This window comes from Synechococcus sp. R55.8, assembly GCF_047461895.1.
GTDB lineage: Bacteria > Cyanobacteriota > Cyanobacteriia > Thermostichales > Thermostichaceae > Thermostichus.
The window spans coordinates 1-14,445 of sequence record NZ_JANSIB010000079.1; the positions used below are offsets into that span (position 1 = coordinate 1).

The window sequence follows — 14,445 nt, forward strand, 5'->3', positions numbered from 1 at the left end:
TTATACATTATTTTCAGTATAGTTGAGCTTATTATTGACTAGAGTCATGCTCTCAAGCTAACAACCACGTTCTTGGGTGTGGTCACCGGGAGCAGCTCTGCACAGCGCAGCCAACCGAAGATAGGTACCTTGATGCGGTTGCCAGAAGTGCGAATACTCCCTTCCAGGTAAAAGCTGTCTCGCACTCCCTTGCGTTTGAAGCGGGGAAACTTCCCCAACCCACCCCGCCAGCGCTTAAGGGCTTGCTCCAAGTTGCGTAATGCCTGCTGAGGGGCGCATTTGGAGACCTGGTAGTACCAGCGATGTTCTTTCTTCACCTCGGCCACTAGGCGCTTGTGCAGGTCAATGGCGGTGGGAAGTTTTTGCTGGTTCTCCAGGGCTTGCCGACAGACTTCTAGGCCCCAGTTATAGGCGTGGCGGGCTACCCCAGCGTGTTGGGCGGCTAGAGTTGTTTGCTTGCGGTTAAGAACGAGTTGCGTCCGAAAACCCAGTAACATGCCCGCCACACCGCAAAGCGTCCATGAGTTCCGTGAAGCTTTCGGCTTGGCGCTCACAAGCCCCCTTTAGCTTTAGGTAACTCATGTTGACTACTGTAAGCTTTTCGGCCTGCTGTTGTCAGCCTCTGGTTTTGTCTGCTGGTTTTGCTGGGGTTGGGGGGGTGGGGACGGCCAGCAGGGATCCCCTGCCACGGGTTGGATGTGCAACTCCAGGTAGCCGGTGGCCGGATCCGGTTGACGGGAGAAGCGATACTCCGGGCTGTCGGCGAGGACAATTTCGGCGGTGGTGTAGATGAGGCAGCCGGGGCGCAGGTGTCCCCCCCAGGTTTGGCCTCGGGCATCGGCAACGGTGAGATGGAGATGGACTCCGTCAGGGCACAGGGATCCACTCAGGGCCAGGATCTCCAGGCGTTCCGACAACAGGTGATCCCCCGTTTGGTCGGCCAGGCGCAGGGTGGCTTGGCTAAGGCTGCCGACGGCGCTGAGGACAAACCCCGCTTGCAAGGGCTGCTGCCGGGCCACTCGCTCCAGTTCCTGCTTGAGATCTTGGCCGGAGAAAAGGCGCAAGGGATAAATCTTGAGGGATCCCGGCGGCATGGGCTGGAGCTCTTGGCGGCGGGAGGAGCGGATCCCAAGTCGCCAACCGGGCTTGACCACCGGGCGGGAGCGAGCGATCACCAAGCAGTCATCCGGCAGGGGGTAGCGGGCAGGGATGGTGGAGCCGGCAGCAATGGTGACATCGGATCCCACCTGCAAAGGAGCCACCAACACCGAGTTGGCGCCTGTTTTGCTGCGATCCCCAATTTCGGTGAAGTGCTTTTGCTGGCCGTCGTAGTTGGCGATGATGGTGCCCGCGCCGATGTTGACCTGGGATCCCAGCTTGGCATCTCCCAGGTAGGCCAAGTGGGCGGCATTGCTGTGGGATCCAATCTGGGTATTTTTGGTTTCCACAAAGTTGCCGATGCGGCAATGATCCCCAATCTGGCTGTGGGGGCGCACGTGGGCGTAGGGGCCTATCCAAACCTGGTTGCCGATGCGGCTGTGGCTGACCACCGAGTAGAGAATGTGACAGCCGGATCCAATCTCGCTGGACTCGATCCAACTGCCCGGCCCCAGGCGGGTTCCCGGCCCAATGCGGCACACCCCTCGCAGATGGGTTTGGGGCTCGATCACCACATCGGGGGCCAATTCCACCGTTTCCTCCAGGCTGCTGCTGTCGGGATCCACAAAGGTGACCCCGGCTTCCATCCAGGCTTCCTTGAGGCGATCCTGCAAAATCTGGTACGCCTGGGCCAGTTGGCGGCGGTCGTTGACGCCCACAATTTCTTGCGGATCGGCAACATCCAGAGCGATGGCTTTGCCCACCCGCTTGACGGCATCTGTTAGGTAGTACTCCTGCTGCGCGTTGTTGCGATTGAGATGGGGCAAAACCTGAGCCAGAGCCGGCCAGTGAAAACAATACACCCCACTGTTGATGCGGCGATTTTGCCGTTGGGCCGGGGTGCAGTCTCGCTCTTCCACCAGTTCCAACACTCGCTGTTGGGCATCGCAAAATACCCGCCCATAGCCATAGGGATCCGCCACCTGAGCCGAGAGCAAGGTTACCTCTGGGTTCATCTGGCGGTGGCGCTCCACCAGAGCTTGCAGGGTTTCTGCCCGCAGCAGGGGCACATCCCCGTTGATCACCAGCAGATCCCCCTGAAAACCGCCCAGGACGGGCAACAGCTGTTGAACGGCGTGTCCGGTGCCCAATTGCTGGGCCTGCTCCACAAATTCAACCGGGTACTCCCGCAGGGCTTGGCGCACCTGCTCCTGTTCATAACCCACAATCACCAGACAGCGGTGGGGTTTCAAGGTTAGCACCGTGCGCAGCAGCCGCTCGATCAAAGACAGGGATCCCAGCTTGTGCAGCACCTTGGGCAACTGCGACCGCATCCGGGTACCTTTGCCCGCTGCCAAGATCGCTACCGATAGTTCCCGCTCTGCCATGTTCCTTCCCCGAACCGCCCCCATCAAGTATAGGCGGCGGGATGCTGCTCAAAAATCTTCTGAGGTTGGATCCAAGTTCCTGAGCCCTGTGCGGCCAAAACTGAGCTAGCTTAATGGCACATCTAGCTGGTGCAGTCTATGGCCGAGAGCAGGGGCCCTGATATGCCCCCACAGGAACGTCGGCGGTTGGTCCGCGAGGTGGCCGGTTGGCTGGCGATGCTGGGGGTGTTCATTCCAGGGTTGCAGCGCTTCTATATGGGGCACCAACGCTGGGGCTGGGGCTACTTGGTGGCGGGGCTGATGGTGTTCGTTCCTTCCATCCCGCTGCAGATTCTCAGCTACGGGGTACGCGCCCTTTGTTTGCTGGAAGGGCTGTGGATCCTGACCATGAGCAATGCCGATTTCGATTTTCGATTCAATCGAGGGTTGATCGAGCTGGAGTGGACCAGTGTGGAAGGCCGAGAAGCTCGGGATCCCGAACAGCAGTTGGAAAGCCTGTTGAAACAGGGCTTGATCACCCGCGCTGAATATGAGGAGCGCCGCCGGCAAATCCGCAAGATTTCCTGACGCAAGCATCTGCCTGGATAGACAGCCCGATAGATGGATAATGGTTCTGGTGTTGATTTTCCCGGCAATAGCTCCTGCCCGAGCTGGGCTCCTTCCTCTCCCCTGTTATCTTGCACCGTCCTTTTGCCTTATGTTGCCAAGCCTTCCTCTCGCAGCTATCCCCCTGTTCTCTATTGCGGCAGCCATGCTCTTGGTCTATCTGCCCATGGGGGTGGTGGGCTATGCCCGTGCCCGCGTTGGCTACGACCTGCATGCTCCTCGGGCTATGTTTGATAGGCTACCTCCCTACGGGCAACGGGCCACCTGGGCCCACGCCAACGGGTTTGAGACCTTTGGGATGTTTGCGGCAGCAGCGTTGATCGCCTACATCACCGGCCCTCACTCGGATCCCTGGTATTTTGGCCTCAGCGGAGATGAAGGGGTAGCTGTGCTGTGTGGGGTGTTTCTGCTGGCGCGGCTGCTCTACAACTTTTTCTACATTGCCGATATTCCCATTGGGCGATCCCTCTCCTTCTTGGCGGGATCCCTAGCTACTTTGGGCCTGTTGCTGATTAGCCTGCTGCCTTTTCTCGGCACGGGCCTGGCCTAATCTGGCGAGAGAAACTCCCCCGTCATTTGTTGAGCCTGCCGGTACCCTGGCCCAACCTGCGATACTGGAAAAGGACTTCGTCCTGCTGTCGCCAACGGCGTCCTCTGGGTGCCTCTCTTTTGTCCCACGGCCCACTACGCAACGGTCAGCCATGTACACTCTGGAACTGCTCCTGAAAGGGAACCCTGCCCCCATCGTTGTCCACCAAAAAGAGGAAGAAGCGGCCAACCGGGCCTACCAAAGCATCGTCAATGCTCTGCAGAGTGGATCCCCTCAGAGTTTGGAGCTGACCTGCGACCGCACCGGCAAAAAGGTGTTTCTGCTCACCGGTGAGCTATGTGGCGTGCAAATGACTTCTAAGTCGGGCGGCGCCAGCCCCATGGGAGCCCGTCCCGGTTTTTTGGCCCAGTTGCAAAGCTGAGGACAGCCCTTTTCTCTCTGCCGCTAAGGGATCCCCATGTCTGAGGTGGCCATTCGGGTGGAGAGCCTGACCTTTGCTTGGCCGGAACGTCCGCCGGTTTTGCAGGCGTGCAGTTTTGTCATTCCCAAGGGCCAGTTGTGGATGCTGTTGGGGCCCAATGGCAGCGGCAAGTCCACTTTGTTGCAACTGTTGTCCGGATCCCTGACCCATCCTCGGCCCCTTTCGGGCCACCTGGAGATTCGCGGTCGGCTGGGCTATGTGTTTCAAAACCCGGATCACCAACTGTTCATGCCCACGGTGGGAGCCGATGTGGCCTTTGGCTTGGGGGCAGAGGCTCTGACCTTGGCGGAAATTCACCGGCGGGTGGAAACGGCCTTGGAGCAGGTGGGATTGAAGCACCTGATCCGTCGGCCCATTCACGGCCTCAGCGGCGGACAGAAGCAACGGGTGGCGGTGGCAGGGGCTTTGGCCCGGCGCAGTGAGGTGCTGCTTTTGGACGAGCCGACAGCTCTGTTGGATCCCGACAGCCAGGCGGATTTGCTGCGGTGCATCCGGCAACTGGTGGATCAAGAAGGCATCACCGCCCTCTGGGTAACCCATCGGCTGGCGGAACTGGAATGGGCAGATGGGGCGATTTTGCTCTCGGAAGGTCAAGTGCGTCAACAGGGATCCCCAGAGCAGGTGCGGCAACGGATTGAACAACTGTTTGGGGCCTGAGGGATCCCTGCGCATCCTGATCCCAAAGAGATCGCGAAAGCGTAGCTGCACCCCCCGGGTGTCCCTGTTTAGAATAGGTAATGTATCCGGTTGATCAATTCGGTTGGCACAAGGTCATTATCCTGGACTCATTCCTCATCTGGATCGGCTGGTTTTTACCTGTTGATCCTCGGTTACACCGAATCCCTACAGGTTCTGCGTCAACCGGTTACATCAGCGGGCCACCGGCCCCATCTAGTCTAAAGGAGCTTGAGAACATGGGACTGTCTGAAGTGATCGCCAAAGAGCTGGAAAATGCTCGCAACGTCTGCTCTGAGTACGGCGAAGGGGATCCCCACTGCCGTGCGGCCTGGGATGCGGTTGAAGAAGTGCTGGCAGCTCGCAGCCACCAGCCGAGGACTCCCAGCAGCCTAGAGCAGCACTGCGCTGAAAACCCAGATGCTGTTGAATGCCGGGTCTACGATACCTGATTCTCGGGAACCCCACAGAGTGGATGCTCTCTGTCGATTCCGTAGCGATCGACAGGGTTTCCTACTGGGGATCTCCGACAAAATCCAGCGGCCTGCCGGATCCCTGCCGGTAGGCTTTGCTTTCTTGGACTGGAAGGCTTGACTGGGTGCGGTTTCAGGCGCGACGTACAGAGCGCTTTCTTTTTAGGGTCATTTTGATTCAAACCAGGACACTGCACCCGCACTTAAAACGTTAGATGCACAGGGCCAGAAGGCTTTTCCCAGTACCTCGGTCGCCTTGTCCCAACCTGAAACGACTATGAAATTGTGACCTGCATCATTGCCATCCATCAAAACCAGGACAGGGATTCATCAAACTTATGGCTTATGGGATCCCCAGTGCCGGTGGAGAGCGTTTTTCACGAAGAAAGCCTCTGAGCAGAATCAGCCCGCAGCCATTGCCTCACCCACAAGGCGAAAGCTATTCCCAGCAGCACCAGTTGGGGGAGCAGCGTCTGCCAAGTGGGATATATGCCCAGCCAGCGCAGCTTTGGGATCCCGACCAGGGGGGTGATGGGCAGCCAGTCCGCCACCTGCAGAGCGTGCAGGCCACTGCCCAAAAACTTAAAGCCCAAATAGAAAACCAGCAGACTCAGGCCCCGGAAAAAAACTCCCAGCGGCAATTTCAGCCCCACCTGCAGCAGCAAGATCGCCAGTGCCACCAACACCAGGGATCCCAGGCCGATCCCCAGCCAAAAATCTTTTGCCGAGAGGGAAGGGGCCAACCCCACATAAAACAGCACCGTTTCCGCCCCCTCGCGAAACACCGCCACAAAGGCCAGAAAAGCCAAGGAAAAAACCTGACCCGTGGCCAGTGCCGCCTGCGCCTGTTCCCGCACAAAGGTTTGCCAAGAAGCCACTGCAGCCCGGCGGTGCAACCAAAGGCTGACCGAGAACAACAAACCTGCTGCCACCAGCCCGGTGATCCCTTCCAGCACCTCTTGTCGCGTGTGGGTGAGCATCTGCTGGAAAAACAGCTTCACCAGCAGACCGAGCATCACCGCTGCCAGCAAGCCCGCGGATCCCCCTATCCACACCCGGCGCTTCTGAGCCGATTGCCCGCTCTTGCTCATAAGGGCCAGCAGTGCCACCAGCACCAAGAGAGCTTCCAGGCCCTCCCGCAGCAGAATCGAAGCAGCATCCAGGAACGTGTAGTCCGACATAGGCTCACCCAGACAGGCGGCTCAGTTTTAGCTGGAGCCAAGAGGATTTCTAAGTGGTGGCTGGGATGAACTTGAGGGCAGCAGAATTGATGCAGTAGCGCAAACCCGTGGGTGGGGGGCCATCCCGAAACACATGCCCCAGATGCCCACCGCAGTTAGAGCAGTGGACTTCCGTGCGGGGCACAAACAATTTCCAGTCCGTCTTGGTGCCGATCACATGGGGAGCAATCGGCTCCCAAAAGCTGGGCCAACCGGTGCCACTGTCGTACTTGGCCGCCGAGGAAAACAGCTCCTGCCCACAGCCGGCACAGACATAGATACCTGGGGCCTTGTTGTCGTAGTAAGCGTTGCGGAAGGGGGGCTCAGTGCCCTCTTGGCGCAGCACATAGTATTGCTCTTCGGTGAGCAGTTGCCGCCACTCGGCGTCGGTTTTGGTGAAGGGATAAGTCTGTTGGGCCATTGCTCTTTGCTCTCCTGCTAAGCTGAGGGGTGCTGTAATCAACCCGGCCACCGCCAAGGTCAACAGCTCGCGTCGTCGCATCGTGAGGTTCATCTGTTGTCGCTGTGTAAGTGGCGGGGAGGCCATCCCTACTAGGGGGATCCATCCGCCTTTGTCCGCCACCTGTGGGTTGAGACCTGCAAGCAGGTTACCCGTATCTTAACCCTTCTTTACGCTCCCTTCTGCAAAACAGGGAGATAGCCAGTATTCTATGGGTTCCATTGGCAGCTTCTATCCCCAGCTTCAGGCGCCATCCCGTTACAATGAGCGCAGGTGGGCTGCTTGTCCAACCCTAGACGAGTAATGGAGTTTTTCCTATGCTGCTGGTCGGCTCAGGTGCAAAGTTTGTGCAGCAACTGGAGCAATCTGGGGCTTTGGCCATCTTTGTAACCCCAGAGGGGGGATCCGAAGGGCACTACCTGCGGCGGCTGCGCGGAGCTGGGTATGAGGTGGTCACCCTCTCCAGTAAGGGAATCGGGGATCTGGCCAGCTATTTGACGCGCATTCATGGGGTACGGCCTGCCACGCTGGGCAAATCGGAGCGGCGCACCTATTTTTTCCCGGCGTTGATCGAGCAGTATCGGGCCACCTTGCCCCCAAAAGCTAAGGGGTTGGTGTTCTGGTTTTACGAAGGGCATGTGTTCAGCCAACAGGAACTCTCCTACCTGGTGAAGCTGAGTCGGGAAGACAAGGGAGTGAAGTTTGTGGTGGAACTGGGCCGAGAACGGTCAATTCGTTGGCAACCTCTGCAGAGCGCCTGAACCTCTCTTCAGGATCCTCGAAATTTCTTTGCTACCATCTCAAATAGATGGCCTGCGGCTCAGATTCCCATCCTGCTAGCGGCTTCTTGTGCCTGTGACCTTGCCAACCGCCTCGCTGCAACAGGGTACCTGGTTTAAGTTGATCTGCGGTGCAAGTTTCCACCACTTGCCCTCGGTTCGGGAGCTGGCTTTCCTTTACACGCTGGCCGGGGCAGATTGCATTGATGTTGCTGCCGATCCGGCCATAGTGCGGGCCGCTCAACAAGGGATCCAACGGGCACAAGCCGAAGATCCCCAGGCGGGATCCCCTTGGTTGATGGTCAGCGTCAATGACGGCGAAGACGTCCATTTCCGCAAGGCGGTGCTGACGGCTCCCGTCTGTCCTGCCGACTGTCCTCAGCCTTGTTTGGCAGTCTGTCCTCCCCATGCCTTGACACAGGCAGCCCTTCCTGCTCAAGTCCACATCCAGACAGAGCTGTGCTACGGCTGTGGGCGCTGCGAGCCGGTTTGCCCCCACCGGCGCATTGCTACCTTCGGCTACCAAGTGGCTCTGTCAGAAGTCTTGCCGCCTTTGGTCGAGCTGGGCATTCAAGCGGTGGAGATTCACACCTGCATCGGTCGCCAGAGGCCATTCGAGGAATTGTGGGGATCCCTGAAGCCCTGGCTACCTCAGCTCCAGGCCATCTCGATTAGCTTTAACGATGGTCCGGGCCTAGAGGCTTATTTGAGGGATCTGCTGGCCCTCATGGATCCCTTGCCGGAGGTGTTGATCTGGCAGGTGGATGGCCGGCCTATGAGTGGGGATATTGGAGCTGGCACCGGCAAAGCTGCCCTAAAGTTGGCCGAGAAGGTACTGAATATGGGTCTGCCAGGCTATGTGCAATTGGCAGGAGGAACCAATGCCCAAACGCTGCCGCTGTTGGATCCCCGGTGGCCGGTGGCGGGGGTAGCCTTCGGCAGCTACGCGCGACAGTTGGTGTCAGCCTATCTGGAAGGGCCAGCCCACAGCTCATCGGAGTCAGGATGGAATCCCGGATTGGCGGCAGGGATCCCGTTGGCCAAGCAGTTGGTGCAGCAAGTAAAGCGGCGATCCGTTGCTTTTAGGCAAACCTGTTTTTCCTGCGTTTAACGACGTTGCTCAGCCATGAGTTTCCCCGTACAGCCCTCAACCCCAAGTCCGTCGATGGATCCGGAAAGTGCTCCGCACCGCTTACGTGAACGTACCGGCTTTCCCGGCCAGGTTCAATACAGCGACGACCTGAGTAAGCTTTTGGATATCCTGCCTGCTCCGATTCGTGAGCGCCTAGAACAGCATCCCCACTTGGATCGGTTGGTGGAGGTGGTGCTGGATTTGGGTCGCCGCCCCGAAGCCCGCTTCCCCGGCTTTGCCGATTACCTTTCAGAAGACGTGATCACCCGGGCCGACTTGGATCAGGTGATCAGCCGGGTTGGAGAGTTCAGCAGTGACAACCGCGCAGGCATTGCCTCTACCCTGCACCGGATCAGTGCCATCCGAAACCGCCAAGGCACGATCATCGGCCTTACCTGTCGGGTGGGTCGCTGCGTTATCGGCGTGATCAGCATGATCCGCGACCTGGTGGAACAGGGGCGCTCCATGCTGTTGCTGGGCCGACCGGGGGTGGGTAAAACCACGGCCTTGCGGGAGATTGCCCGTGTGCTGGCCGATGAGCTGGGCAAACGAGTGGTCATTATCGACACTTCCAACGAGATTGCCGGCGATGGCGATGTGCCCCATCCGGGTATTGGTCGGGCCAGACGGATGCAGGTGGCCAGCCCAGAGCTGCAGCACAAGGTGATGATTGAGGCGGTGGAGAACCACATGCCCGAAGTGGTGGTCATCGACGAGATCGGCACTGAACTGGAAGCTTTGGCCTCTCGTACCATTGCCGAGCGGGGGGTACAACTGGTGGCCACTGCCCATGGCAACCGCATCGACAACCTGATCAAAAATCCCACCCTCTCAGACTTGGTGGGCGGGATCCAATCGGTCACCCTGGGAGATGAAGAGGCGCGGCGACGGGGCTCTCAGAAGAGTGTGTTGGAGCGCAAAGCCCCCCCCACGTTTGAGATTGCCATAGAGATGCTGGAGCGATCCCGCTGGGTCATCCATGAAGATGTGGCCGCCACTGTGGATCGCCTCTTGCGCAACCGCGAGCCCCTGACCCAAACCCGCAGTCTAGACGAACGCGGCCAGGTGGTGATAGTCACGAATGAGCGCCCGGCCCTATCTGGCCCCCAATGGCCCCCCGCCGGCAGCACAATGTCCGCAGCACGGGAGCGGGGAGGATGGCGACGTTCTGGACGGATGGAAGCTCTGCCTTCAGAGCCGCTTGAAAGTCGCTCGCAGCAGCAAGGAGAATCGGGTTTGCTCCTGGAGAGGCGAGAGGACTCCGTCCCGCTAACGCCGGCGGGATCCCGTCCTGCCCCTCAGGTGGTGGCCGAATCCAGAGTAGAATCCGGCTCTGACGAAGAAGAAGATTTGGACTGGGAGGGATCCGCCCTAGCCCCGACAGGACGGCAGCAGAATCCGGATGGGCCGCTGATGATCTACCCCTACGGAGTGAGCCGCTTCTACCTGGAGCAGGTGATCCAAACCCTGAAACTGCCGGCGGATGTCACCAAAGACCTGGATGGGGCGGACATTGTCTTGGCCTTGCGATCCCAGGTGCGTAGCCGTTCCAAGATCCAGCAGATGGCCCACTCCCGCCAGATCCCGATTCACACCGTCAAGGCCAATACTCTGATTGCCCTGGCTCGCGCCCTGCGCCATATTCTCAACATTGAAAGCGAAGAGGGATCCGATTCCGACCTGGAGCTGTTCATTCGCGCCAGCTCAGGCGATGAAACCGAAGCTCTGGAAGAAGCCCGCCTGGCGGTGGAGCAAATTGTCATTCCCAAGTCTCAGCCGGTGGAACTTTTGCCCCGTTCGCCTCTGATCCGCAAGCTCCAACACCAGTTGGTGGAACATTACCACCTGCGGGCCCAAAGCTTTGGCGAAGAGCCCAACCGCCGCTTGCGCATCTATCCCAACTAGCCCCACACGATAGCGCAGCCAATAGTCCAGCTCTAGAGAACCTCTATCCATTGAGCCGTCGTGGCCAGAGAGGGAGGACTCCGTCCCGCTTCTGTGAACGGGATCCTGGGCTAAGATTTGGCTACGCCAAGTGCGGTTCCCGCTGTTGCGACAGCGTTGCAGTTGTCGGCCCAGTGTCGTAGGTACAGCAGCAGGGTGCCCTGGGCATAGCACCATTTATTGCTATAGGGATAGCTAATGACTGCTACAGAAGTACGCTGGACCACTCGGGATATCGAGGCTCTTCCAGAGAATGAATGGATCCGCTACGAGATCATCGACGGAGAACTGCTGGTGACTCGCTCTCCTCATCACAAACATCAGCACATTATCGGGTGTTTGTTCTCCGCACTGCATCGGTGGTCGCTAGAAACAGGATTGGGAGAACCCTCAATCATGCCAGGGATCCTCTTTTCCGAATTTGACAATGTGTCTCCCGATGTTGTTTGGGTTAGTTATGAGCGGCTATCACAGATTCAAGATGAAGCAGGACATTTTCGGGGTGCCCCTGAGCTGGTGGTTGAAGTCCTATCACCTGGAAAAGTTCATGAGGATCGAGACCGCTTGGCAAAACGGAAACTCTACTCTGTGTATGGGGTGCAAGAGTACTGGATCGTCGATCGGCTGGCTCAGAGAGTAGAGGTGTATCGCAGACAACAGGCCCAGTTGGTCTTGGTAGAAACGCTGTTGGCTCAGGATGCGTTGTCTTCTCCCCTGTTGCCCGGCTTTGTCTGCACGGTTGCTGAGCTGTTTACCTCCCGACCCTAGGCTCCAGGCGTACAACAGCCGAAAGGGATCCCATCCCATCGGCCAAATCAATGAAGCAACCAAGATGCCTGCTGCTGCGTACTCTAGCCGGAAAAAGTGCGGCTTGGCCCTGGCCGAAACTGTTCCGGTGTAACAAAATGTTAAGGGCAGCATTTGTACGGGGATCCCTTCTGAAGGGGCCGGTCTTTTGCTGGCTCATGACCTACATTTCGCACACCTCCAAGGACACATAGCCATGTACAACAATCGTCGTGGTTTTCTTCGCTGGCTGGCTCTCGGTTTTGGCTCGTTGGTGGGTTGGTTACCTGGGTTTACCCGGCGCCGTTTTGCCCTGGCCCAGGGAACTGCTTCTGGCTTTAAGGCTTCTGAGCCGGAGTTTGTGAAAGTTGCCACTCTGGCCGATCTCAAAGATGGCCCCTTCAAGGTGGAAAACGCCTTTGGGAAAAACACCGCCACCCTCTGGCTGGTCGGGGATCCGCAAAAAGAAGATTCTCTGCTGGCTTTGGATGCCGCCTGTCCCCATGCGGGGTGTGATGTGAACTGGCGGGGGGAGAACTTTGTCTGCCCCTGTCATGGCTCGGCTTTTGCTGCCGATGGCAGCCGTACCCGTGGCCCGGCCAAGGCAGACCTGGCCATCTACAAGGTCAAGGTGGAGAAGGGAGAAATTTTTGTAGCCAAAGCCTCATAAAGTTCTGGGCAGGCTGTGGGCTTTGAGGCCAGGCAAAAGGAGTCGGGTATCCCGATTGAGAAGACAATGGGCTGAGCTACCGAGGCTCTCCCTATGGCTCGTCCCTACCGCTATCTGTTCCTCTCCACCCCTGTTGGACCTCTGGGATCCGGGGCCGGTGGTGGTGTGGAGCTCAATCTTGCCAACCTGACGCGTGTCTTACTCCAGATGGGATCCCAAGTGCGGGTGTTGGCCCCTGTGGGATCCCGAATGGCGGAGTTGCCGGAGGAGGTGATCGAGCCGGTGGCGGGCCTTCCCCCGGCCTATGCGCAAACCCAGCGCCGCGATCAGCCGGTTCTGATCCACACCCCCTCTCTGCTGGCCAACCTGTGGCAGCGGGCTGCCCACCTGCAAGATCAGTTCGATCTAATCGTGAACTGGAGCTACGATTGGCTCTCGTTTTATTTGACGGATTTTTTCCGCACCCCGGTGGCCCACATCGTTAGCATGGGATCCCTCAGCGATGCCGTCGATCAGGCTCTAGAGCACATTGCCCATCGCTACCCTGGTCGGCTGGCGGTGCATTCGCGGGCGCAAGCCCAGACCTTTGCCTTTGCCCGAGCCGAGATGGCGGCAGGTCGGGATCCCTTTGTCTATCTGCCCTGCGGGGTGGATCTGCGCCTCTACGACTTTGTGCCCCAGGGGAATGGATCCCTGTGTTGGATTGGCCGCATTGCCTCCGAAAAGGGCCTGGAAGACTGTGCTGCCCTAGCCGAGAAGACGGGAAGGCCGGTGGTGATCCTAGGCCACCTGCAAGAGCCAGGCTACTGGCAGCAGATCCAAGAGCAGTACCCGCATGCCCAATTGGATTACCGAGGGTTTTTGCCCACCCCGCAAATGCAGCGGATCTTGGGGCAATGCTCAGCCTTGATCATGACCCCCAAGTGGGTGGAGGCCTTTGGCTTGGTGGCGGTGGAAGCTTTGGCCTGTGGCGTGCCGGTGATTACCTACCGCCGGGGTGGGCCCGCGGAAATTGTCAGCGATGGAGAAACCGGCTGGATCGTCGAGCCGGACAACGTGGCAGCTTTGGCAGAGGCTGTAGAGCGCCTAGATCACATCGACAGGAGCCGCTGTCGGCAACGGGCAGAAGAGCACTATTCCCTGGGCGCGATGGCAGAGCAGTTTCTGGCCTGGAGCAGGCAGATTGGCCGGGATCCCACCTGGGCAGCCCGCGAGGGAGGAGACAGGCAGTGGTACTATTAACTTACTTAATTCTGGCGAACTGTGTCAGACACGCAGCCCAACAACGGGAACGTTTTGACTTACGACGGGGAAACCATCATGACGACTGGGAAAGGATCTGTTGCGCTGGTGCGATCAGAGGTTCGTCGGCGGTCACAGGTTCTGGGAACGCAGGTGATCAGCCAGGGCAACGCAGCCCGGCTTGGGGTAGTCAGCGAAGTTTGGGCGGATCTGGAAGCCAAGCAGGTCTTGGTGCTGGGGGTGTTGGAGAAAGCCTTTGCCGGATCCCCCCGTTTGATGGAGCTGCGGCAAGTAACAGCGTTGGGTCAGGATGCAGTTCTTGTCCCCAGCGAAGAAGTTTTCGATAACTTGGATTTGGAGGGCCTGAGTCGCGTGGTTGGCAGCGAGGTGGTAACCGAAGAAGGGATCCGCCTTGGCAAAGTTAAGGATTTTGAGTTCAACTCCGTCTCCGGCATCATCACGGGCTTGGTGCTCTCCAACCTTGGCCTCACCTTTTTACCTGGCTTCATCCTCAGCACCTATCTGCTCTCCACCGATGAGATTGTCTCTGTGGGCGGGGATCGCCTCATTGTTGCCGATGGCGCTGAGACCCGCCTAACCCAACTGGCCAAGGGGATTTTGGAAACCCTGGGAATCGGCAAGCCCCCTTGGGAAGCCGGAGTTAGCCCTGCTCCTGCCCTGCCCAGTGCTGTCGAGAGTTCCGCCGTCGAGGAAGATTACGAAGAAGAATACGACGAGGAATACGAAGCCGAAGAAGAAGACGTTTACGCAGAAGAAGAGCCTGAACCTGAGCCGCAGCCTGTGCGTCCTCGTCCACCTGAGCCCGCACCCGCCCCCGAACAACCGGCTTGGGAACAGGAGTATGCCAAAGAAGAGGCCCCTCCTTCTGAGCCTGCCCCTCCTCCTTCCAGCTCCACTCCTGTGGATGGTGATCCCTGGGA

At 58.6% G+C, this 14,445-nt stretch carries 16 protein-coding genes and 1 pseudogene; 12 read left to right on the forward strand and 5 right to left on the reverse strand.

Features of this window, described 5'->3' with window-relative positions:
- Positions 1-44: 44 nt before the first annotated feature.
- The 3 genes and pseudogenes from NW829_RS08805 to glmU all read right to left on the reverse strand — a co-directional run.
- On the reverse strand, positions 45-497 hold the full coding sequence (locus tag NW829_RS08805; RefSeq protein ID WP_414416901.1) for an RNA-guided endonuclease InsQ/TnpB family protein: 453 nt from the start codon (positions 495-497) through the stop codon (positions 45-47).
- A 90-nt stretch (positions 498-587) separates the two neighbouring features.
- On the reverse strand, positions 588-1,094 hold the full coding sequence (locus NW829_RS08810; RefSeq protein ID WP_414416908.1) for a PPC domain-containing DNA-binding protein: 507 nt from the start codon (positions 1,092-1,094) through the stop codon (positions 588-590).
- Positions 1,095-1,136: 42 nt separating this feature from the next.
- Positions 1,137-2,486 (reverse strand): annotated as a pseudogene (gene glmU, locus NW829_RS08815) (bifunctional UDP-N-acetylglucosamine diphosphorylase/glucosamine-1-phosphate N-acetyltransferase GlmU); the annotation flags it as partial.
- 138 nt (positions 2,487-2,624) lie between these two features.
- Here glmU and NW829_RS08820 point away from each other — a divergent pair.
- The 5 genes from NW829_RS08820 (at position 2,625) to NW829_RS08840 (ending at position 5,250) form a co-directional block, all read left to right on the forward strand.
- A complete protein-coding gene (locus NW829_RS08820) occupies positions 2,625-3,053 on the forward strand; it encodes an SHOCT domain-containing protein (RefSeq protein ID WP_414416902.1) in 429 nt (142 codons plus the stop codon).
- Between the two features lie 130 nt (positions 3,054-3,183).
- Positions 3,184-3,642, forward strand: coding sequence for an MAPEG family protein (locus NW829_RS08825; protein WP_414344246.1), 459 nt, complete (start codon positions 3,184-3,186; stop codon positions 3,640-3,642).
- 151 nt (positions 3,643-3,793) lie between these two features.
- Positions 3,794-4,063, forward strand: a complete 270-nt coding sequence (locus NW829_RS08830) for a hypothetical protein (protein WP_414332008.1) — start codon at positions 3,794-3,796, stop codon at positions 4,061-4,063.
- 36 nt (positions 4,064-4,099) lie between these two features.
- Positions 4,100-4,780, forward strand: coding sequence for an energy-coupling factor ABC transporter ATP-binding protein (locus NW829_RS08835; RefSeq protein WP_414416903.1), 681 nt, complete (start codon positions 4,100-4,102; stop codon positions 4,778-4,780).
- A gap of 257 nt (positions 4,781-5,037) precedes the next feature.
- Complete coding sequence (locus tag NW829_RS08840; protein ID WP_011434185.1) at positions 5,038-5,250, forward strand: CP12 domain-containing protein; 213 nt, start codon at positions 5,038-5,040, stop codon at positions 5,248-5,250.
- Between the two features lie 398 nt (positions 5,251-5,648).
- On the opposite strand, the gene NW829_RS08845 is transcribed toward NW829_RS08840, so the two are convergent.
- Entirely contained in the window at positions 5,649-6,452 is an 804-nt protein-coding gene (locus NW829_RS08845; RefSeq protein WP_414416904.1) for an FTR1 family iron permease, read from the reverse strand.
- 49 nt (positions 6,453-6,501) lie between these two features.
- Entirely contained in the window at positions 6,502-6,993 is a 492-nt protein-coding gene (gene msrB / locus NW829_RS08850) for a peptide-methionine (R)-S-oxide reductase MsrB (protein ID WP_414384090.1), read from the reverse strand.
- 275 nt (positions 6,994-7,268) lie between these two features.
- Between msrB and ndhN the strand changes: the two genes are divergently transcribed.
- From ndhN to NW829_RS08885, 7 genes are all read left to right on the forward strand, one after another.
- Positions 7,269-7,712 carry an NAD(P)H-quinone oxidoreductase subunit N gene (gene ndhN, locus NW829_RS08855; RefSeq protein WP_414344253.1) on the forward strand — a complete coding sequence of 148 codons (444 nt, stop codon included), beginning with the start codon at positions 7,269-7,271 and terminating at the stop codon, positions 7,710-7,712.
- A 94-nt stretch (positions 7,713-7,806) separates the two neighbouring features.
- Positions 7,807-8,841 carry an LdpA C-terminal domain-containing domain gene (locus NW829_RS08860; RefSeq protein WP_414416905.1) on the forward strand — a complete coding sequence of 345 codons (1,035 nt, stop codon included), beginning with the start codon at positions 7,807-7,809 and terminating at the stop codon, positions 8,839-8,841.
- 15 nt (positions 8,842-8,856) lie between these two features.
- The gene (locus NW829_RS08865) at positions 8,857-10,767 is read left to right on the forward strand and encodes a R3H domain-containing nucleic acid-binding protein (RefSeq protein WP_414350098.1); all 1,911 of its coding nucleotides are present in this window, start codon (positions 8,857-8,859) and stop codon (positions 10,765-10,767) included.
- 237 nt (positions 10,768-11,004) lie between these two features.
- Positions 11,005-11,574, forward strand: a complete 570-nt coding sequence (locus tag NW829_RS08870) for a Uma2 family endonuclease (protein ID WP_011434179.1) — start codon at positions 11,005-11,007, stop codon at positions 11,572-11,574.
- A 235-nt stretch (positions 11,575-11,809) separates the two neighbouring features.
- Positions 11,810-12,262 carry a ubiquinol-cytochrome c reductase iron-sulfur subunit gene (locus NW829_RS08875; protein WP_414416906.1) on the forward strand — a complete coding sequence of 151 codons (453 nt, stop codon included), beginning with the start codon at positions 11,810-11,812 and terminating at the stop codon, positions 12,260-12,262.
- A 93-nt stretch (positions 12,263-12,355) separates the two neighbouring features.
- A complete protein-coding gene (locus NW829_RS08880; RefSeq protein WP_414384084.1) occupies positions 12,356-13,504 on the forward strand; it encodes a glycosyltransferase in 1,149 nt (382 codons plus the stop codon).
- A 108-nt stretch (positions 13,505-13,612) separates the two neighbouring features.
- Positions 13,613-14,445 (forward strand): PRC-barrel domain-containing protein (locus tag NW829_RS08885; protein ID WP_414416907.1); only part of this gene is annotated, 833 nt, incomplete at its 3' end.